The sequence below is a fragment of the Burkholderia sp. AU31624 genome (assembly GCF_020420065.1).
Taxonomy (GTDB): domain Bacteria; phylum Pseudomonadota; class Gammaproteobacteria; order Burkholderiales; family Burkholderiaceae; genus Burkholderia.
Window position 1 is genome coordinate 173,327 of the sequence record NZ_JAIZRT010000007.1, and the last position, 19,060, is coordinate 192,386.

17 protein-coding genes are annotated in these 19,060 nt (G+C 68.0%); 11 read left to right on the plus strand and 6 right to left on the minus strand.

Going from position 1 to position 19,060, the window contains the following annotated elements:
* The first annotated feature begins 29 nt into the window (after positions 1–29).
* Positions 30–428, plus strand: coding sequence for a surface-adhesin E family protein (locus tag LGM89_RS25360; RefSeq protein ID WP_226274308.1), 399 nt, complete (start codon positions 30–32; stop codon positions 426–428).
* A gap of 162 nt (positions 429–590) precedes the next feature.
* Here the strand turns inward: LGM89_RS25360 and LGM89_RS25365 are convergent, their stop codons facing one another.
* The 5 genes from LGM89_RS25365 to LGM89_RS25385 form a co-directional block, all read right to left on the minus strand.
* The gene (locus LGM89_RS25365; protein WP_089429931.1) at positions 591–1,766 is read right to left on the minus strand and encodes an ABC transporter ATP-binding protein; all 1,176 of its coding nucleotides are present in this window, start codon (positions 1,764–1,766) and stop codon (positions 591–593) included.
* Positions 1,763–2,416 (minus strand): ABC transporter permease, encoded by a 654-nt coding sequence (locus tag LGM89_RS25370; protein ID WP_226274309.1) that lies wholly within the window; start codon positions 2,414–2,416, stop codon positions 1,763–1,765. The genes LGM89_RS25365 and LGM89_RS25370 overlap by 4 nt, the downstream gene beginning before the upstream one ends.
* Before the next feature lie 10 nt (positions 2,417–2,426).
* Positions 2,427–3,338, minus strand: a complete 912-nt coding sequence (locus LGM89_RS25375; RefSeq protein WP_226274310.1) for a glycine betaine ABC transporter substrate-binding protein — start codon at positions 3,336–3,338, stop codon at positions 2,427–2,429.
* Complete coding sequence (locus LGM89_RS25380) at positions 3,335–4,051, minus strand: ABC transporter permease (protein WP_089498929.1); 717 nt, start codon at positions 4,049–4,051, stop codon at positions 3,335–3,337. The genes LGM89_RS25375 and LGM89_RS25380 overlap by 4 nt, the downstream gene beginning before the upstream one ends.
* Positions 4,052–4,663: 612 nt before the next feature.
* A complete protein-coding gene (locus LGM89_RS25385) occupies positions 4,664–5,758 on the minus strand; it encodes an AraC family transcriptional regulator (RefSeq protein WP_089498928.1) in 1,095 nt (364 codons plus the stop codon).
* A 251-nt stretch (positions 5,759–6,009) separates the two neighbouring features.
* Between LGM89_RS25385 and LGM89_RS25390 the strand changes: the two genes are divergently transcribed.
* The 3 genes from LGM89_RS25390 to LGM89_RS25400 are packed head-to-tail and all read left to right on the plus strand — an operon-like array spanning position 6,010 to position 10,311.
* Complete coding sequence (locus LGM89_RS25390) at positions 6,010–7,401, plus strand: APC family permease (RefSeq protein ID WP_226274311.1); 1,392 nt, start codon at positions 6,010–6,012, stop codon at positions 7,399–7,401.
* Between the two features lie 57 nt (positions 7,402–7,458).
* The gene (locus tag LGM89_RS25395) at positions 7,459–8,856 is read left to right on the plus strand and encodes an aspartate aminotransferase family protein (protein WP_226274312.1); all 1,398 of its coding nucleotides are present in this window, start codon (positions 7,459–7,461) and stop codon (positions 8,854–8,856) included.
* Positions 8,857–8,886: 30 nt separating this feature from the next.
* Entirely contained in the window at positions 8,887–10,311 is a 1,425-nt protein-coding gene (locus LGM89_RS25400; RefSeq protein ID WP_226274313.1) for an aldehyde dehydrogenase family protein, read from the plus strand.
* Positions 10,312–10,489: 178 nt separating this feature from the next.
* On the opposite strand, the gene LGM89_RS25405 is transcribed toward LGM89_RS25400, so the two are convergent.
* Positions 10,490–11,344 (minus strand): FadR/GntR family transcriptional regulator, encoded by an 855-nt coding sequence (locus tag LGM89_RS25405; protein ID WP_089430150.1) that lies wholly within the window; start codon positions 11,342–11,344, stop codon positions 10,490–10,492.
* A 228-nt stretch (positions 11,345–11,572) separates the two neighbouring features.
* Here LGM89_RS25405 and LGM89_RS25410 point away from each other — a divergent pair, with 228 nt between their 5' ends.
* The 7 genes from LGM89_RS25410 (at position 11,573) to LGM89_RS25440 (ending at position 19,039) form a co-directional block, all read left to right on the plus strand.
* Positions 11,573–12,781: an ABC transporter substrate-binding protein gene (locus LGM89_RS25410; protein WP_089498924.1), complete on the plus strand. Its 1,209-nt coding sequence runs from the start codon at positions 11,573–11,575 to the stop codon at positions 12,779–12,781.
* Between the two features lie 69 nt (positions 12,782–12,850).
* Positions 12,851–13,711: a branched-chain amino acid ABC transporter permease gene (locus LGM89_RS25415; RefSeq protein ID WP_089459596.1), complete on the plus strand. Its 861-nt coding sequence runs from the start codon at positions 12,851–12,853 to the stop codon at positions 13,709–13,711.
* The gene (locus tag LGM89_RS25420) at positions 13,708–14,751 is read left to right on the plus strand and encodes a branched-chain amino acid ABC transporter permease (RefSeq protein WP_226274314.1); all 1,044 of its coding nucleotides are present in this window, start codon (positions 13,708–13,710) and stop codon (positions 14,749–14,751) included. Before LGM89_RS25415 ends, LGM89_RS25420 begins: the two co-directional genes overlap by 4 nt.
* Positions 14,748–15,515 carry an ABC transporter ATP-binding protein gene (locus tag LGM89_RS25425; RefSeq protein WP_089429921.1) on the plus strand — a complete coding sequence of 256 codons (768 nt, stop codon included), beginning with the start codon at positions 14,748–14,750 and terminating at the stop codon, positions 15,513–15,515. The genes LGM89_RS25420 and LGM89_RS25425 overlap by 4 nt, the downstream gene beginning before the upstream one ends.
* Positions 15,512–16,213 carry an ABC transporter ATP-binding protein gene (locus LGM89_RS25430; protein WP_089498921.1) on the plus strand — a complete coding sequence of 234 codons (702 nt, stop codon included), beginning with the start codon at positions 15,512–15,514 and terminating at the stop codon, positions 16,211–16,213. Before LGM89_RS25425 ends, LGM89_RS25430 begins: the two co-directional genes overlap by 4 nt.
* 34 nt (positions 16,214–16,247) lie before the next feature.
* Positions 16,248–17,537, plus strand: a complete 1,290-nt coding sequence (locus LGM89_RS25435; protein WP_089498920.1) for a Zn-dependent hydrolase — start codon at positions 16,248–16,250, stop codon at positions 17,535–17,537.
* A complete protein-coding gene (locus tag LGM89_RS25440) occupies positions 17,534–19,039 on the plus strand; it encodes a M81 family metallopeptidase (RefSeq protein ID WP_226274315.1) in 1,506 nt (501 codons plus the stop codon). The genes LGM89_RS25435 and LGM89_RS25440 overlap by 4 nt, the downstream gene beginning before the upstream one ends.
* The last annotated feature ends 21 nt before the right edge of the window (positions 19,040–19,060 follow it).

A 19,060-nucleotide genomic window follows, 5' to 3' on the forward strand; every position in this document is an offset into this window, starting at 1 on the left:
GCCGGAATTCACCGAGCCGGATTCGAGGAATGAAAATGAAAAGACGCTGGATTGCGGGTGCATCCCTTGCGCTCGTCGCAAGCGGGGCATGGGCCGAGAGCTGGATCACGCTTGGCCCCGGCCCGGCTATCGCGCTCTATGTGGATCCCGCTTCCGTCGAGCGTCATCCGCTCAATTCGTGGGTGACGGTCAAGATCGTTTATGCCGCGCCGCGCCGTTACTCGGCGCCGTTTCCGGTGAAGCGCGTCGTATCCGATTGGTCGTTCGACTGCGAGAACAAGACCTGGGCGATGGGCAAGACCAGCATGGCCGGAGTGCAGCCGGGCGAGGTCTACATATCTCGCGAAAATTCGGATGATTACCGGTATGTCGAGCGCGACTCCATTCAGACGCTGGTCATGGATTACGTCTGCGGGAAACACGGATGATGGAAATGGCGTCCGCTCGCCGGTGCCGGTTTGACGGTTTTCAGTTGAAGGCGGGTCAGGCGGCGTTTGATCGCCGGGCCTGACCGCACGCTTTTTTCCCTCGCGCACGGTATCGATTCGCTGGCCCGTGCCGATGCGACGCCGCACCGGCACGGAGACGAATCAGTGCGTGGCGCTTGCCGCGACCGCATCGGCCGGGCTGCCGGGCGGCTGGCCCGTCTGCCGGCGCGAGCGGCCCGAGCTGAGGTACGCGGCGATCGAGTCCTGCGTGATCTCGCCGAGCCACGCGCCGTCGGGGTCGAGCACCGGCATCCACGACGCGCTGTACTGGTACATCTTCGACAGCACGATGCGCAGGTTGTCGTCCGCCGCGACACCGGCCGGGAAGGGCGTCACGCGCTCGCCGCACACGCCGCCGCCGGTGCGCGCCGCGCGCCGCGTCACGTAGCCGAGCGCGCGGCCCGCGTCGTCGAGCACGGTCAGGTAGCGGCAGTCGGTTTCGTCCATCACGGCGAGCGCGTGTGCGAGCGGCGTATCGACCCGGGCCGTTTCGGGCTGCGTGGCGGCGTCGCCGGCCTTCACGAGCAGCAGGCGCTTGAGCGTGCTGTCCTGGCCCACGAACTGCGCGACGAATTCGTCGCGCGGGCGGGCAAGCAGCGTGTCGGGGTGATCGTATTGCACGAGCTGGCCGCGCCGGAACACGGCGATGCGATCGCCCAGCTTGATCGCTTCGTCGATATCGTGGCTCACCATGATCACGGTCTTGTTCAGTTGCCGCTGCATCTGGAAAAACTCGTTCTGGATCGATTCGCGATTGATCGGATCGACCGCGCCGAACGGTTCGTCCATCAGCAGCACGGGCGGATCGGCGGCCAGCGCGCGAATCACGCCGATCCGCTGCTGCTGCCCGCCCGACAGCTCGCGCGGATAGCGTTTCAGGTACAGCTTCGGATCGAGCGCGACCATCGCCATCAGGTCGCGCGCGCGCTCGGCGCAGCGCTTCTTGTCCCAGCCCAGCAGGCGCGGCACGACGGTGATGTTTTCCTCGATCGTCATGTTCGGGAACAACCCGATCTGCTGGATCACGTAGCCGATGTGGCGCCGCAGGTCGACCTCGTTCAGCTGCGCCGTATCCTCGCCGTTGATCAGCACGCGGCCGGATGTGGGGGCGATGAGCCGGTTGATCATCTTGAGCGTGGTGGTCTTGCCGCAGCCCGACGGGCCGAGGAACACGCAGATTTCCCCCTCGGCCACCGAGAGGCTCACGGCGTCGACGGCGCGCACGGCCTGGCCGTCCTTGCGCGTGAAGGTCTTGGTCAGTTTGTCGAGTTCGATCATGTCTTCTGGACTCCCTTCGGTGTCAATGCTCGCTGCAGCCTCTGCAGGAGCCGGTCGGCGACGATCGCGAGCAGGCTCACGAGCACCGCGCCCACCAGCAGTTTCATCATGCTGCTCTGGCCGATGGCGCGCAGGATCAGCGTGCCGAGCCCGCCCGCGCCGACCACGGCGGCGATCGTCATCACGCCGATGTTCATCACGACGGCGGTGCGCACGCCCGCGAGAATCACGGGCACCGCGAGCGGCAGGTCGACGAGCCGCAGGCGCTGCCACGACGTCATGCCGATGCCGGTGCCGGCTTCCTTGATGCCCGCATCGACGTTGTGCAGCGCGAGGTACGTGTTGCGCATGATCGGCAGCAGCGAGTACAGGAACACGGCGGTGATCGCGGGGGCGGCGCCGATCCCCTGGCCGAAGCGCGAGAAGAGCGGGATCATCAGGCCGAACAGCGCGATGGACGGCAGCGTGAGCACGACGGTCGCGACGCCGAGCAGCGGCCCGGCAAGCCAGTCGTGGCGATTGATCAGGATGCCGAGCGGTACGCCGGACACGATCGCGCAGCCTACGGCGATACCGACCAGCCAGATGTGCTGCAACGTGAGCTGCAGCAGTTCGGGCCAGCTCGATGCGAGATAGTCGAATACGTTCATCGGTTCTCCGTCAGGGCAGCTTGTGCGTGCGCAGGAACGCGTCGGCGACGTCGCGCGGCGACTTGCCGTCGAGGTCGACCTCCTTGGCCATCGCCTGCATCACGTCGTTGTCGAGCGCGGCCGACAGCGCGTTGAGCTGCGTCGCAAGTTTCGGATTGCGATCGAGCGTGCCCTTGCGCACCACGGGCGTCGCGTTGTACGGCGGGAAGAAGTGCTTGTCGTCCTCGAGCGGCACGATGCCGAAGCCCTTCACGCGCCCGTCGGTCGTGTAGACGAGGCCGATCTTCAGCTGGTTGTTGTGCAGCGCCGTGTAGACGAGCCCCGGGTCCATCTGCTTGAGCTGCGCGCGGCTGAACTGCATGCCGTAGGCGGCGAGCAGCGGCTTCAGCCCGTCGGGGCGATTCGCGAATTCGGCGTCCATCCCGAACACGTAGTGCTTCGCGTCGGGGTCGGTCTTCAGGTGCTCGGCGAGCTGCGAGACGGTCCGGATGCCGGTGGCCTGCGCGAGCGGGCTGGGCAGGCCGATCGCGTAGGTGTCGTTGAGCGGCGACGCGTCGAGCCAGACGAGCCCGCGCGGCACGTCGAGCGCCTTGACGCGCCGGTACATTTCGTCGGGCGACAGCTTGTCGTCGATCTTGTTGTAGACGAGCGCGGCGGTGCCCGTGTAATCCCACATGAGATCGAACTGGCCGTTCTCCAGCGCGCTGCGCACGAGCGTGCTGCCGAGGCCCGAGCGGACTTCCACGTCGTAGCCGCGCGCGCGCAGGTATTGCGCGGTGAGTTCCGCCAGCACGTATTGCTCGGTGAAGTTCTTCGCGCCCAGCACGAGCTTCGCCGCGCAGGCCGGTGCGCTCGCCGCCACGCACAACGCGGCGACGGCGCACAGGCGCGCGAGCGATCGAATGGTGCGGTGGAGCGTCATGCGGCACCTCCGTGGCGGGCGAGCCAATGGCGGCTGCCGGCCGCGACGAGGCCGTCCAGCACGAGCGCGAGGATCGCGGTGAGCGACGCGCCGAGCAGCAGCAGCGGCTGGTTGTCGAGATAGATGCCGGGGAAAATCAGCGAGCCGAGACTGTCCGCGCCGATCAGGTAGGCGAGCGGGGCCGTGCCGACATTGATCGCCAGCGCGGTGCGCACGCCGCCGACGATGATCGGCAGCGCATTGGGCAACTCCACGCGCACGAGCGATTGCCAGCCCGTCATACCGATGCCCTTGGCGGCTTCGCGCAGCGCGGCCGGTACGTTCTTCATGCCTTCGTAGGCATTGCGCGTGATGGGCAGCAGCGATGCGAGGAACAGCGCGACGATCGCGGGCACGTTGCCGATGCCGAAGATGCCGAGCGCGATGGCGAGCACGGCGAGCGACGGGATCGTGTTGCCGATGTTGAAGACCTGCATGAAGCGCTCGGCCTGATGCTGGAAGCGCGGCCGGCTCAGCAGCACGCCGGCCGGCACGCCCACGGCGATCGCGAGCGCCATCGAATAGACGACCAGCAGCATGTGCTGGCCCGCGTAGTACGCGAGATCGTCCGCGCGCTGGCTGAATGTGTCGGCGCCGATGCCGCGGGCGAGCGCCCAGGCGATGGCGACGATGGCGATCAGGCTGCCCACCAGCTGGACAGTGCGTCGAGTCATGAAGATACACCCCCTCAATCTCGGTGCGGCACACGCACGGGCGCATGCCGCGTGGACGCCGGATGGCGCCGCGATGGAAGTTCGTGATCCCGGCATGGCCGCGATTTGAACTGACGGAAACAGTCATGCCGGCCGCAACGAGGTGCGACTGGCGGTCGAGTGAACGCAATGCCGCGTTCGTCTGATTGTCATGTTCAGCCCGGCGGCGCCGTCATGGCGAGGCGCGTTCGAGCAGGGCACCGCCCCGTGAGGACGGCATGGATGCGGCGGGCGTGACACCTGCCGCTGGAGCCGGAGGCCCCCTTGACGTGGCGAAACGGATGCATGCGCAACGAATTGCGAAATGACATCACGTTGCACACGAGATCATGCATTTTGTGATGAAGTTGGGCCGAGTATAGAGTAATCGAATGATCGCGTCTACCTTGGGGAGCGATCGGGATTGCGTGCCGACGATCGCGCGGTGGCGATGAAGCGGGGAAGGATCACGCGTACGGAAAATGATTCGAATTCCGAATCGATCGTTGGAACGTAGTCTTGAAGCCGATTTTGCGAGCGGCTTCGCGTCATGCCCGACTGTCACGCACCGTCATGTCTCCACGCGCGCCCGGCCTATTCGCTGCCGTCCTGATCGGCGCGCGGCGCCCTGCCGGTCCAGCGTCGATACGCATGACGGAAACTGCGCGGCTCGCTGTAGCCGAGCCGTTCCGCGATGGCCGCGACCGTCAGCTCGGGATCGTCGAGCATCCGCACTGCTTCGTCGCGGCGCACGTCGTCGAGCAGCGACTGGAACGTGAGGCCGTCCTTGTCGAGCCGCCGGCGCAGCGTGCGCTCCGTCAGGTGCAGTGCATTCGCGAGCGACGTCATCGACTTGAAGCGCGCGAGGTCGCGCGCCATCAGCTCCCTCGCGCGATCGGCGAAGCGCGTGCCGACCGACGCGGCCCACTGCCGTTCGAGCGCCTCGCACTGGCCATGCAGCGCATTGAAGCTGACTTCGTTCGCGAGCAGTGGCATCTCGGTGCCGTTCACCGACGTGAACACCAGCCGGTTGTCGCCCGCATTGAACACGACCTTGCAGCCGAAGTGGCGCGTGTAGTCGGCCGCATTGCGCGGCGTGCGGCGCGCGAGCTGCACCTGCTCGGGCCAGACCGGCTTGCCGACGAGATCGGACACGATCAGCCGCAGGCTCGACAGACACATGTCGACCTGGAACACCTCGAGATCGGGCTCGCCGTTGTAACGGCCGATCGTCACGCTCATGCCGTCCGCGTGCGTATCGATACGCACATCGAAATACAGCCCCATGAACAGCGGAAACTGGCCCATGCACCGGAATGCCTGCATCACCGAGCCGCTGATCAGCATCGCGTAGCCGGCGAGGCCGAGCGTCGATACGTGCAGCCGCGCGCCGATCGACAGCCCGATCGACGGCACGCCGCTGCACTGCAGCAGGTTGTGGAAGCAGCGCTGCTCCTGGCCGCGATTCACGTGCAGGTTCGGCGACGCGACTTCGTCCGCGCCGAGCCCCGTGCCGTCGAGCAGCGCGGCGCCGTCGATATGCCGCACGCGGCACTCGTCCAGCGCGACCGCGATCGCGTGGACGGTGGCGGGAATGTCCTCCTGGCGCCCGGCCGGGCGTGCGAGGCCGAGCGACGAGCGCAGGCTGCGCTCGGCCCGGCTCTGGTCTGGATGGGGGCGGCTGTTCATGGTGCTGAAGAGGCGACGGGGTCGCGTAGAACATAGCCGGAATGTCCGCAAAACGCCAGTGCCGCACAGCAGCATGCATGGCTCGCGGGCGCGCCGCACGGCGGCGTGTCCGGAAATATCCTCTGATTACGTCCGCTTTTCTCATTCGTGGCCGATTTTTTGGCGCACCACACTTTCTCCCAGCCGTACGCCGCCGGCCGTGCCGGGCGAACGAGTGTTGAAGCCGTGAACGCCACCCACGTGAGGACAGCATGGACAACGACAGCCCAGGTCGATACGCATCAGCCGCCGCGACGCATGACGTCGGCGCGCACGCGATGCGAGGCGACGCGGACCCACACCGCAAGCCGCACCTGCTCGGGCTCGCGACGCTGGTGATCTTCGGCCTCGCGTACATGCTGCCGATGACGGTGTTCACGACCTACGGGATCGTCACGAGCGAGACGAACGGGCACCTGACCGCCGCGTATGCGGTCACGCTGGTCGCGATGCTGTTCACCGCGCGCAGCTACGGCCACATGGCACGGCTGATGCCGAGCGCCGGGTCGGCCTATACGTTCGCGAGCCGCAACTTCGGCACGTCGGCCGGCTTCATGGTCGGCTGGGCGTTGCTGATGGACTACCTGTTCATCCCGATGATCAGCTACCTCGCGATCGGCATCTACATGAAGCAGATCTTCCCGGGCGTGCCGGCCAGCGTGTGGATCGTCGGCAGCATCGTGCTGATCACCGGGCTGAACATCGTCGGCATCCGGCTCGTCAATCGCGTGAACCTGATCCTGATCGCGAGCCAGCTCGTGTTCATCGCGATCTTCTTCATCGCTTCCGCGCGGGTCGCGTCGGGCGAAGGGTTGTCGATGGCCGTCGCGCTGCCGTCGTCGGGCGATGCGCGCGCGATCTTCGCCGGCTCCGCGATCCTGTGCCTGTCGTTCCTCGGCTTCGATGCGGTCACCACGCTGTCGGAGGAGACACGCGAGCCGAAGCGCACGGTGCCGCGCGCGATCCTGCTCTGCACGCTGGCGAGCGGCGTGCTGTTCATGCTGGTCGCGTACGTCGGGCAGGTCGTGTTTCCCGACTGGCATGCATTCAAGGATCTCGATTCGGCCAGCCTCGAACTGATGCGGCACATCGGCGGCGGCACGCTGTCGGCGTTCTTCGTCGCGGTGTACGTGGCCGGCTGCTTCGCGAGCGCGATGGCGGGCCAGGCGAGCGTGACGCGCGTGCTGTTCGCGATGGGCCGCGACCGGGTGCTGCCCGAACGCGTATTCGGCCACCTGCATGCACGGTTGCGCACGCCGGTGCGCGCGACGCTCGCGGTCGGCATCGTGTCGCTGTCCGCGTTGTTCATCACGCTCGATCTCGCGTCGACGATGATCAGCTTCGGTGCGCTCGTCGCGTTCGCGGTGGTGAACCTGTGCGTGATGCGCAGCTATCTGTGCCGGCCCGAGCATCGCCGCCTCGGTGGCTGGATCACGTTCGGCGCGATGCCGGCGATCGGTTTCGCGATGAACGTGTGGCTCTGGTCGGGCCTGTCGCGCCAGACGTTCTACGTCGGCACCGGCTGGCTCGTGCTCGGACTCTGCCAGCTCGTGTGGCTCACGCGCGGCTTCACGCGCCCGGCGCCGACGCTGTCGATGAATTGAATGACCGGTGGCCGACTGCCGGCCGCCGGCTCTGAAACCCTGAAGGAGGAATCATCCATGAACGCTGTTGACGTCAATCTCGATGCGGACCTGCAGGCCATCGGCAAACGCCACCTGCTGATGCATTTCACGCACGCCGATGCGTATCGCGACCACGCGCTGACCGTGTTCGACCGCGGCGAAGGCTGCTGGCTCGTCGACCGCAACGGCAAGCGCTATTTCGACGGGCTGGCCGGGCTGTACTGCGTGCAGGTCGGCTACAGCCACGGCGCGGAAATCGGCGACGCGATCCGCGAGCAGATGGTGCGGCTGCCGTTCGCGACCAACTGGGGGGTGGGCCACGAGCCGGCGATCAAGCTTGCGCACAAGCTCGCGGCGCTCGCGCCGGACGGGCTGAACCGCGTGTTCTTCACGTCGAGCGGCTCGGAGTCGAACGAATCGGCGATCAAGCTGGTGCGCCAGTATCACCAGTCGCGCGGCGAGCCGCAGCGGCGCAAGTTCATCGCGCGCCGTGTCGCGTATCACGGCACGTCGTTCGGCGCGCTCGCGCTGAACGGAATGACGAACTTCCGCAAGCATTTCGAGCCGCTGATGTCGGGCGTGCGGCACGTGGGCAATACGAAGCGCTACGGCCGCCCGGCGGGCGAGACGGAAGCGCAGTTCACGCGCCACCTGCTCGACGAGATCGAATCGCTGATCGTGCAGGAAGGGCCGGATACCGTCGCCGCGATCGTCGTCGAGCCGCTGCAGAACGCGGGCGGCAGCCTGACGCCGCCGGCCGGCTATGCGGCCGGGCTGCGCGACATCTGCGACCGGCACGGCGTGCTGCTCGTCGCCGACGAAGTGATCTGCGGGTTCGGCCGGCTCGGCGAATATTTCGGCTCCGCGCGCTACGGGCTGAAGCCGGACATCATCACGTTCGCGAAAGGCATCGCGTCGGGCTACGTGCCGCTCGGCGGCGTGATCGCGAGCGATGCGGTGGTCGACACGGTGCTCGACGGCCCGCAGCAGATGTTCCTGCACGGCGCGACCTACGGCGGCCACCCGGTCGCGTGCACGGCCGCGCTCGCGAACCTCGCGATCATGGCGCGCGAAGGCGTGCTCGAGAACGTCCGCAGCAACGAAGCGGTGTTCCGCCAGACGCTCGACGGCCTGCTCGAACTGCCGTGCGTCGGCGACGTGCGCGGCGACGGCTATCACTATTCGCTCGAACTCGTGACCGACAAGGCCGCGCGCCGCTGGGCGGCCGGCATCGGCGCGCAGGCGTTCGTGTCGACGCTGCTCGCCCCCGCGATCTTCGACGCGGGGCTGCTGTGCCGCGCGGGCGTCGATCACGAAGGCACGCCGATCGTACAGTTCTCGCCGCCGCTCGTGATGTCGCGCGACGAGATCGTGTGGTTCGTCGCGAAGATCCGCGATATCCTCGTCGACAGCTTTGCGCGGGCGACGCGCTGAGCGGGGCGGCCTTCATTTCAGGAGCACTCGATGAGAACGTCACAACAGTCCTATATCGACGGCCAGTGGCTCGATCCGGCCGACGCACGATCGATCGACGTGATCGACCCGGCCACTGCACGGCCATATGCGCAGCTCAGGATCGGCGGCGCGGCCGACGTCGACCGCGCGGTCGGCGCGGCGAAGCAGGCTTTCGACACGTATTCGCGCTGGCCGGTGGACGAGCGCGTCGCGCTGCTGCGGCGCGTGCTCGAGATCTACCAGCGCCGCTACGAGGAGGTGGCGCAGACGATCAGCCAGGAGATGGGTGCGCCGATCGCCTTCGCGCGCGCGGCGCAGGCCGCGGTCGGCACCGCGCACCTCGAACAGACGATCCGCGCGCTGCAGTCGTTCCGTTTCAGCACGCAGACCGATTCGCTGCTGGTGTCGCACGAGCCGATCGGCGTGTGCGCGCTGATCACGCCGTGGAACTGGCCGATCAACCAGATCGTGTGCAAGGTCGCGCCGGCGCTCGCGGCCGGCTGCACGATGGTGCTCAAGCCGAGCGAGATCGCGCCGTTCAGCGCGATCCTGTTCGCGGAGATCCTGCACGAAGCCGGCGTGCCGCCCGGCGTGTTCAACCTCGTGCACGGCTACGGGCACGAAGTGGGCGACGCGCTGTCGCGGCATCCGGATGTCGACATGGTGTCGTTCACGGGTTCGACGCGCGCGGGCGTCGAGGTCGCGAAGGCCGCCGCCGATACCGTGAAGCGCGTGCACCAGGAACTCGGCAGCAAGAGCCCGAACCTGATCCTGCCCGATGCCGATATCGAGGATGCGGTCACAGGCGGCGCGCGCAGCTGCTTCGGCAACAGCGGCCAGTCGTGCAATGCGCCGACGCGCATGCTCGTGCATGCCGATCATCTGGCGCTGGCCGAGCAGGCCGCGCGGCGGGAGGCGGAGCGTACGGTCGTCGGCGATCCGCGTTCGGCGGAAACCGGTATCGGGCCGGTGGTCAGCCGCACGCAGTTCGACCGTATCCAGCACTTCATCCGGCTCGGGATCGAGGAGGGCGCGACGCTCGTCGCCGGCGGGCCGGGGCGTCCGGACGGGCTTGGTGACGGGTTCTACGTGCGGCCGACGGTTTTCTCGAACGTCACGCCGGACATGACGATCGCGCGTGAGGAAATCTTCGGGCCGGTGCTGGCGATCATGACCTACCGCACCGAAGAAGAAGCCATCGCGCTCGCGAACGATTCGGTCTACGGGCTCGCGGCCTACGTGCAGTCGAAGGATATCGAGCGTGCGCGCAGAGTGGCGGCGCGGTTGCGGGTCGGCAACGTCCACATCAACTACCCGGCATGGAATCCGGCCGCGCCGTTCGGCGGCTACAAGCGCTCCGGCAACGGCCGCGAGTATGCGGAGTTCGGCCTCGTCGAGTATCTGGAGACGAAGGGCACGACGGGGTACGCGTGAGCACCCGTACGATGCGGCGCCCGCCCGGGTGATTCGCGGCGCGCGTGCGCGATTGCCTGCGCCGCTCGCGGCGGCCGGCCGCCACGGCCACGCACGGTTTCGGCAGTTACCGCGTGGCTGAAACTTCCCGTGCGCTGCAAAGCACGCGGCGTCGCGCCGACGCCGCGCTTGCCGGCAATCAGTCCTCGTCGGGATCCGTTGCGCCCGCATCGGATCCCGCAACGGGCGCGGCGGCCCGCCGGCGGATCTCGGAATCGAGGATCAACCGCCCGCGCAGCTTGCCCTTCATCCGCTTCACATGCTTGGGCGCCTCGGTCATGTGCTCGACCATCAGCGCCCGGACGCGCTCGGCATCGCGCTCGCGCGCGGCCTGCAGGATCGCCTTGTGGATCGACACGTTCGCTTCGCCGAAGCGCTTGTGCTCCACGAGCGGCGTATCGTTCCGGAATTCGATCAGCTGCCGGATCATCTCGTTGATCAGCTCGCAGCTGAAGCGCAGGAACGGGTTCGGGTTCGCGGCCGCGAGGATGTCGTGGAACGTCGTGTCCTCCTGGCGCTGGCGCAGCATGTGCCCGCGGTCGTGCACGCCCGACGCGCCGTCGCAGCACGCGATGTTCGCCTCCAGCGCCGCGAAGTCGCGCTCGCCCAGATGCGGCACGGCACCGGCCGCCAGCTCGGGTTCGAGCAGCTTGCGCACGGTGTAGATGTCGTCGATCGTCACGTCCTTGAAGAACAGGTAGTTCTGCAGCAGCTGCAGCGTGCGGTCGAGCGGCACCTCGACGACCATCCCGCCGCCGGACGGCCCCGTGGTGACCTTGATCAGCCCTTGCACCTCGAGCGACTTCAGCGCCTCGCGGATCGTGCTCTTGCTCACGGCATAGAGCTGCTGCAGCTCGGCTTCGCGCGGCAGGCGATCGCCCGGCTTCAGGTCCTTCTCGGTAATCAGCCGCTTGATCTCCTCGGCGACGAGGTCGGCCCGCTTCGGCTGCTTGATTTCGACCGCGAGGCCCGCCCTGGCTCGGTCCATGACCATCTTCACGACTCCTTTGTCTGACTCCGCGCCGCGTCATCGTCGACGATCCGTTCCGGCGCGGGTACGGAATTTTGCCTGATTGACACCAATTTTGATCAACTCTAGCATCGGGTTCATTCTATTTATCATGATAAATAGGATCAACCGGCGGCGCGCATCCTGCAGGGCGTGGGCACGGTTTGGCAGTCGGTCGCATCGCGTGTGTCCCCCTTTATCAGGAGCGTCAACTTGAATCGCCGAGAACTGTTGAAACTGGCCGCGCTGTCGGCCGTGCCGGGTGCGCTCGGCAGCATGTCGTCCCGCGCCGCGTTCGCGCAGGGTTCGTCCATCCAGCTCGCATGCCCGGTGCCGATGTCGGGGCCGTTCGCGGCCAACGGCAAGTACGCCGATCTCGGCATGCAGCTCGTCGTCCAGCAGTACGGCAAGGTGCTTGGCGCGCCGCTCGCCTACACGGCGCTCGACACCGAGGGCAAGCCCGCGACCGCCGTGCGGCGCGTGCAGGAGATCGCGCAGCAGAAGGGCGTGCGTTTCTTCGCGGGCGGCATCCTGTCGTCCGAGTCGCTGGCGATGGGCAAGGAAGTCCAGAAGGCGGGCGGCGTGTTCATCACGACGGCCGGCGCGGACGAGATCACCGGCAAGGATTGCAACGCCGCGACGTTCCGCTGGTCGGTGCCGACCTTCGGCGCGATCGAGCAGACGGTGCGCCCGTTGACCCAGATGCTGCCGAAGGCGAAGCGCTGGTACACGATCACGCCGCAATACGTGTTCGGCGAGGGCCTGCTGTCGGCCGCGAAGGCGATCTTCAAGGAAAAGGGCATCGAGCATGTCGGCAACAGCTACCACTCGCTCGCCGAGAAGGAGTTCAGCGGCTACCTGACGAACGCGGCGGCCGCGCAGCCGGACGTGCTGCTGATCCTGAACTTCGGCTCGCAGTCGTCGGACACGCTGCGCCAGGCCGTCAGCTTCGGGATGAAGCGCAACTGCACGATCCTGCTCGCGTGGGCATCGGGCCTCGAGCAGTTCGAGGCGCTCGGGCCCGACATCTGCGACGGCGTTTATTTCGGCGCGCAGTACTGGCACGGCATCGATTCGCCGCTGAATCGCGACCTCGTGAAGCGCGCGAACGCCACGTTCAAGGCGAACCCGAACTACAGCCTCGCGGGTTCCTACATCTGCTCGAAGATCCTGGTCGATGCGATGGTGAAGGCCGGCAGCGCCGATCCGAAGAAGGTGGTCGCGGCGATGGAGGGCATGAAGTACGACGGCCTCACGGGCCCGGAGGAAATCCGCAAGGGCGATCACCAGGTGCTGAAGAACTACTACCTGCTGAAGGGCAAGCCGAAGAGCCGGATGAAGAACGCGGACGACTACGCCGACATCGTCAGTTCGGGCCAGTCGTTCCTGCCGGTCGACAAGACGAGCTGCAAGCTCGCGTGACGCAGTGCATGCGTCCGCGGCCGTCGCGCGCCGCGGACGTCCGTTACCTTCCTTTCTGACACGGAAGCCATGAACGTCTATCTGCTGCAGATCGTCAACGGCATCGGCGTGGGCATGCTGTATTTCCTGCTCGCCGTCGGCCTGTCGATCGTGTTCGGCCTGCTGCGCTTCGTGAACTTCGCTCACGGTGCGTTCTACCTGCTCGGTGCGTATCTCTGCTACCAGGCGCTGCAATGGTCGGCGAATTTCTGGGTCGCGCTCGCGGTCGTGCCGCTCGTCGTCGGCGCGTTCGCGTGGAGCGTCGAAAAGCTCGTGCTGCGTCATGTGTACGCGCAGCAGCACGAATTCCACATCCTCGCGACGGTCGGGCTCGCGCTCGTGCTGCAGGAGTGCGCGATCCTCGCGTGGGGCCCGCTCGGCGACAACGTGCCGCCGCCCGACGCGCTGAACGGCGTCGTGATCTGGGGCGGCTTCGTCTACCCGAAATACCGGCTGTTCGTGATCGCGTTCACGGCCGTGCTCGCCGCGCTCCTGTGGTGGGTGCTCGAAGGCACGCGGCTCGGCAGCACGGTGCGCGCGGGCAGCGAATCGACGGAGATGGTGTCGCTGCTCGGCATCAACGTGACGCGCGTGTTCAGCCTCGTGTTCGCGCTCGGCGCGGCGACGGCCGCGCTCGCGGGCGTGCTCGCCGCACCGATCCGCGGCGTCGACCCGTTCATGGGCATCGAGGCGCTCGGCGTCGCGTTCGTCGTGGTCGTCGTCGGCGGGATGGGGAATTTTCTCGGGGCGCTGGTCGGCGGGCTGCTGGTCGGCATCGTGCAGAGCCTGATGAGCACGCTGTGGCCGGAAGGGGCGCGGCTGATGATCTATGTCGCGATGGCGGCCGTGCTGCTGTTGCGTCCGAACGGGTTGCTGGGGAGGGCCGCATGATCGAATCGTCGAAACCGCTGCCGCCCGGGACGGCGGCCTCGTCACGCCCGCGGCCGTGGCGCGGCGCATGGCAGCGGCCGGAAGGCTGGCTCGCGGTGGCCGTCGTGTGCGCGCTGCCGGTTGCGTTGAGCTCGGGCTCGCTCGCGACCGAGGTGCTGGTGTTCGCGCTCGCCGCGCTCGGCTGCAACCTGCTGCTCGGCTACACGGGGCTGCTGTCGTTCGGGCAGGGCATCTTCTTCGGGCTCGGCAGCTACGCGGCGGGGCTGGTGCTGACGCACGGCGTCGCATCGGTGACTGCCGCGCTGGTGGCAGCCACCGTGCTCGGTGCCGTCGCGGCCGCGCTCGTCGGCTGGTTCTCGATCCGGCAGCGCGGCACTTATTTCGTGATGCTGACGCTCGCGTTCGGGCAGCTGTTCTACTTTCTCGCCTATACGACGCCGGACCTCACGGGCGGCGACAACGGGCTGCTCGACATCCCGCGCCCCGCGCTGTCCCTGTTCGGGCATCCGCTCGTCTCGCTCGATTCACCGTGGCGCTACTACGGCTTCGTCGCGGTGCTGTTCGTCGCGGTGTTCTGGCTGTTGTTGCGCGTGTCGCGCTCCGTGTTCGGCCGTACGCTGCTCGCGATCCGCGACAACGAAGCGCGCGCGGCGGCGGCCGGCTACGACGTGAAGCGCTTCAAGCTCGCGGCGTTCGTGCTGTCGGGTGCGGTCACGGGTTTGGCCGGTGCGCTGCACGCGTTGATGACGGGCATCGCGCCGCTGTCGAACATCGACTATCACACGAGCGAGATGATCCTCGTGATGACGGTGATCGGCGGCACGGGCAACCTGTTCGCGTCGGTGCTCGGCGCGGCGTTCTACGTGCTGTTCGCGGACTGGCTGTCGACGCTGTGGCCGCGCTGGCTGCTGCTGCTCGGCCTCGTGCTGATCGCGGTCAGCCTGTTCATGCAGCGCGGGTTGTGGGGACTGGGTGAACGCGTCGCGGTGTCGCTGCGGCGCGGTGCACGGACGGCGACGACGACCGGGGAGCAGCAATGAGCGAAGCGATTCTCGAGGCGCGCGGCATCGTCAAGCGCTACGGTAAGTTCACGGCGCTGGGCGGCGTCGATCTGCGGATCATGCCGCGCACCGTGCATTCGGTGATCGGGCCGAACGGCGCCGGCAAGACGACACTGTTCCATACGTTGACGGGCACGCTGCCGATCACGTCGGGCTCGATCCTGTTCGACGGTCACGACGTGTCGCGCGAACCCGATCACAAGCGCGTGCGGCGCGGCATCGCGCGCTCGTTCCAGGTGACGAGCCTGTTTCCGAACCTGAGCGTGCGCGAGAACCTGCGCGTCGCCGCGCAGGGCGTCGAAGCGCGGCGCGCGCTGAATCCGTGGGCGGCGCCGCGCGGTGCGCTCGCGCACGACGGCATCGTCGACGACGTGCTCGAGCGGCTCGGCCTGCAGCGCTTCGCCGATACGGCGGCGGGCGTGCTGTCGCACGGCCAGCAGCGCCGGCTTGAGGTCGGGATGGCGCTGGCGGCGCGACCGCGCGCGATCTTTCTCGACGAGCCGACGTCGGGCATGGGGATCGACGACCTCGACGACATGAAGGCACTGATCCGCGGCCTGCGAGACGACTACACGGTCGTGCTGATCGAACACAACATGGGCATCGTGATGGACATCTCGGACACGATTACGGTGATGCAGCAGGGCCGCGTGCTGGTCGAAGGCAAGCCGGACGCGATTCGCGGCGATGAGCGCGTGCGCAGCGCGTATCTCGGCAACATGATCACGGGAGGCCGCGCATGATGCTCGACGTGAAGGACGTTCATGCCTGCTACGGCAAGAGCCACATCCTGCAGGGCATTTCGCTGAACGTGAACGAAGGCGAGACGGTGACGCTGCTCGGCCGCAACGGCGCGGGCAAGTCGACGACGCTCAAGACGGTCGCGGGCGTCGTCGCGCCGACCGGCGGCACGGTGACGTTCGCGGGCCGGCCGGTGTCCGGGCAGCCCGCGCACCGGATCGCCGCGCGCGGCCTGTGCTTCGTGCCGGAGCATCGCGGGATTTTCCGCCTGCTGTCGGTCGAGGAGAACCTGCGGCTCGGTGCGCGCCGCGATTCACCGTGGCAGCTCGACGACATCTACCGGATCTTCCCGCGCCTGAAGGAGCGCCGCCGCAACGGCGGCGCGCAGTTGTCGGGCGGCGAGCAGCAGATGCTCGCGATCGGCCGCGCGCTGATGAACCACCCGCGGCTGCTGATGCTCGACGAGCCGGTGGAAGGGCTCGCGCCGGTGATCGTCGAGGAGATCGTCGAGCAGCTGAAGCAGATCAAGGCGGCCGGCGTGGCGATCCTGCTCGTCGAACAGAACCTCGAAGTGTGCACGCAGCTCGCCGACCGCCACTTCGTGATCGAACAGGGCGTGATCGTCTACGAAGGCAGCAACGCGGCGTTCGCGGCCGATCACGAGGTGAAGGACCGTTACCTGGGCGTCGGTGTCGCGTAAGCGCCGCGCCCTTTCATTGCGAGGAATTCCATCGATGCAAGTTCAGGATTCGACACCGGGCGTCGCGGCGTCCGGCTTGCGCGTCGACGGCGCACGGCTGTGGGACAGCCTGATGCGTCTTGCGCGGATCGGCGCGACCGACAAAGGGGGCGTGTGCCGCCTCGCGCTCACCGAACTCGATCGCGAGGCGCGCGACCTGTTCACCGCGTGGACGAAGGAAATCGGCTGCACGGTGCGCGTCGACGCGATCGGCAACATCTTCGCGCGGCGCGCGGGCGAACGCGACGACCTGCCGCCCGTGACGACGGGCAGCCACATCGACACGCAGCCGACCGGCGGCAAGTTCGACGGCAACTACGGCGTGCTCGCGGGCCTCGAAGTGCTGCGCACGCTTGACGATGCGGGCGTGCGCACGCGGGCGCCGCTCGAGGTCGCGGTGTGGACCAACGAGGAAGGTTCGCGCTTCGTGCCCGTGATGATGGGTTCCGGCGTGTTCGCGGGCGCGTTCACGCTCGACCATGCGCTCGCTCAATGCGACCGAGACGGCGTGTCGGTGCGCGACGCGCTGGCCGCGATCGGCTATGCGGGCGATGCAAACGACGGGCGCGGCGCGCATCCGGTCGGCGCGTATTTCGAAGCGCATATCGAGCAGGGCCCGGTGCTGGAGGCGCACGACACGACGATCGGCGTGGTCGAGGGCGCGCTCGGGCAGCGCTGGTACGACGTGACCGTGCACGGCATGGAGGCGCACGCGGGCCCGACGCCGATGGCGCTGCGACGTGACGCGCTGCTCGTCGCGTCCGATCTGGTGCGCAAGGTGAACGACATCGCGTGCGCGCATCCGCCGCATGGGCGCGGCACGGTCGGCTGGGTCGACGTGCACCCGAATTCGCGCAACGTGATTCCGGGCCGCGTGACGCTGACCGTCGACCTGCGCGCAGCCGACGATGCGACGCTTGCGACGATGGATGCCGAGCTGCGTGCGGCGTGCGCCGACCTGGGCGCAGCGGCCGGCATGCCAATCGACGTCGAGCAGGTCGTGTACTTCCCGCCGCAGCCGTTCGACGCGACGCTGGTCGAGCAGGTGCGTGCGGGCGCGCGCGCGCTCGGGTTGTCGTCGATGAACGTGATCAGCGGGGCGGGCCACGACGCCGTGTATCTCGCGCGCGTGGCGCCGACCGCGATGATCTTCGTGCCGTGCAAGGACGGGATCAGCCACAACGAGATCGAGGAGGCCGATCCCGCGCATCTGGAGGCCGGCTGCAACGTGTTGCTGCACGCGATGCTCGGCGCTGCCGGGATCGCGGAGGGCCGCGCACGATGAAGATCCTGATCGCGCGGATGAACCACGAGACCAACACGTTCTCGCCGGTGCCGACGCCGCTCGCCGCGTTCGGCCGCGACGGCCCCGACTGGGGCGACGACGCGTATCGCGCGAATCGCGGGATGCGTACCGCGATGGCTGCGTTCCTCGACGCGGCCGAACGCGAAGGCGCCGAGATCGTGACGCCCGTATCGGCGGCCGCGAACCCGAGCGGGCCGGTCGCGGCCGACGCGTATGCGGCGATCTGCGACGCGATCGTCGCGGCCGCGCCCGGCTGCGACGCGGTGATGCTCGACCTGCACGGCGCGATGGTCGCCGAGCAGAGCGCGGACGGCGAGGGCGACCTGCTCGAACGCGTGCGCGCGGCACTGCCCAACGCGCCGATCGCGGTCGCGCTCGACCTGCATGCGAACGTCACGCAGAAGATGATCGATCACGCGGACGTGATCGTCAGTTTCAAGACTTACCCGCACGTCGATATGGTCGAGACGGGCGAGCATGCGGCGCGCGTGCTGCTCGACCGGCTCCATGGCCGCGCGCGGCCGGTACTCGCGTGGCGGCAGCCGCCGCTGATGACGTCGACGCTGCGCAGCGCGAGCGCGGAAGGCGCGATGCGGCGCGCGGTGGAGGCCGCGCGCGCCGCCGAGGCCGACGGGATGCTCGCGGTGTCGGTGCTGCCCGGCTTCTCGCTCGCGGACATTCCCGCGCCGTGCATCAGCGTGGTGGTGGTGGCCGATGGCGACCGGGCCGCCGCCGACGCCGTGGCCGAGCGCATCGCACGGCAGATCTGGGACGCGCGCGACGATTTCGTCTATCGCAGCGCGCCGCTCGCCGAATCGGTGGCGCAGGCCGCGGCGCTCGCGCGCGGCGCGGATCGCCCCGTGCTGATGCTCGATCACGGCGACAACTGTATGTCGGGCGGCCCGTGCGACACGATGGACCTGCTCGAGGCCGCGCTCGCGCGCGGGCTCGACGGGATTGTCAGCGGGCCGTTGTGCGACCCGCAGGCTGTCGCGGCGCTGATCGACGCGGGTGTCGGCGCGACTGTCACGGTATCGATCGGCAACCGCCTGCCGTCACACGGCGGCGTGCGGCGCGAGCCGTTTCGCGCGACCGGCGTCGTGCGCGCGCTCACCGACGGCGAATACGTGATCACGGGGCCCACTTACACGGGCCAGCGCGCATACATGGGCCGCACGGCCGTGCTCGACATCGGCGCGGCCACGCTCGTCATCACCGAGCGCACGCAGGAGCCGTGGGATCTCGGCGTGTTCGAGAGCGTCGGCGTCGATCCGCGCCGCGCGCGCTTCCTGCTGCTGAAGTCGCGGATGTATTGCCGGCCGGTGTTCGTGCCGATCGCGGCCGCGCTGGTCGAGTGCGACAGCCGCGGCGTGACGGGTTCGGACTACGGGCTGTTCCGTTACGAGCGGCTGGCGCGGCCCGTGTATCCGCTCGACGAGGTGGGCGAATGGCCGTCGTCCGGCGCGCGACGGATGGCGTGACGGAAACGGACCGGGCGCGAG

Excerpts from the sequence above, each read along its gene's own strand:
- LGM89_RS25395 (WP_226274312.1), top strand. The coding sequence starts at position 7,459 with ATGAACGCTGTTGACGTCAATCTCGATGCGGACCTGCAGGCCATCGGC.
- LGM89_RS25385 (WP_089498928.1), bottom strand. The coding sequence starts at position 5,758 with ATGAACAGCCGCCCCCATCCAGACCAGAGCCGGGCCGAGCGCAGCCTG.
- LGM89_RS25380 (WP_089498929.1), bottom strand. The coding sequence starts at position 4,051 with ATGACTCGACGCACTGTCCAGCTGGTGGGCAGCCTGATCGCCATCGTC.
- LGM89_RS25435 (WP_089498920.1), top strand. The coding sequence starts at position 16,248 with ATGCAAGTTCAGGATTCGACACCGGGCGTCGCGGCGTCCGGCTTGCGC.
- LGM89_RS25440 (WP_226274315.1), top strand. The coding sequence starts at position 17,534 with ATGAAGATCCTGATCGCGCGGATGAACCACGAGACCAACACGTTCTCG.
- LGM89_RS25430 (WP_089498921.1), top strand. The coding sequence starts at position 15,512 with ATGATGCTCGACGTGAAGGACGTTCATGCCTGCTACGGCAAGAGCCAC.
- LGM89_RS25420 (WP_226274314.1), top strand. The coding sequence starts at position 13,708 with ATGATCGAATCGTCGAAACCGCTGCCGCCCGGGACGGCGGCCTCGTCA.
- LGM89_RS25370 (WP_226274309.1), bottom strand. The coding sequence starts at position 2,416 with ATGAACGTATTCGACTATCTCGCATCGAGCTGGCCCGAACTGCTGCAG.
- LGM89_RS25405 (WP_089430150.1), bottom strand. The coding sequence starts at position 11,344 with ATGGTCATGGACCGAGCCAGGGCGGGCCTCGCGGTCGAAATCAAGCAG.
- LGM89_RS25360 (WP_226274308.1), top strand. The coding sequence starts at position 30 with ATGAAAATGAAAAGACGCTGGATTGCGGGTGCATCCCTTGCGCTCGTC.
- LGM89_RS25415 (WP_089459596.1), top strand. The coding sequence starts at position 12,851 with ATGAACGTCTATCTGCTGCAGATCGTCAACGGCATCGGCGTGGGCATG.
- LGM89_RS25365 (WP_089429931.1), bottom strand. The coding sequence starts at position 1,766 with ATGATCGAACTCGACAAACTGACCAAGACCTTCACGCGCAAGGACGGC.
- LGM89_RS25375 (WP_226274310.1), bottom strand. The coding sequence starts at position 3,338 with ATGACGCTCCACCGCACCATTCGATCGCTCGCGCGCCTGTGCGCCGTC.
- LGM89_RS25390 (WP_226274311.1), top strand. The coding sequence starts at position 6,010 with ATGGACAACGACAGCCCAGGTCGATACGCATCAGCCGCCGCGACGCAT.
- LGM89_RS25400 (WP_226274313.1), top strand. The coding sequence starts at position 8,887 with ATGAGAACGTCACAACAGTCCTATATCGACGGCCAGTGGCTCGATCCG.
- LGM89_RS25425 (WP_089429921.1), top strand. The coding sequence starts at position 14,748 with ATGAGCGAAGCGATTCTCGAGGCGCGCGGCATCGTCAAGCGCTACGGT.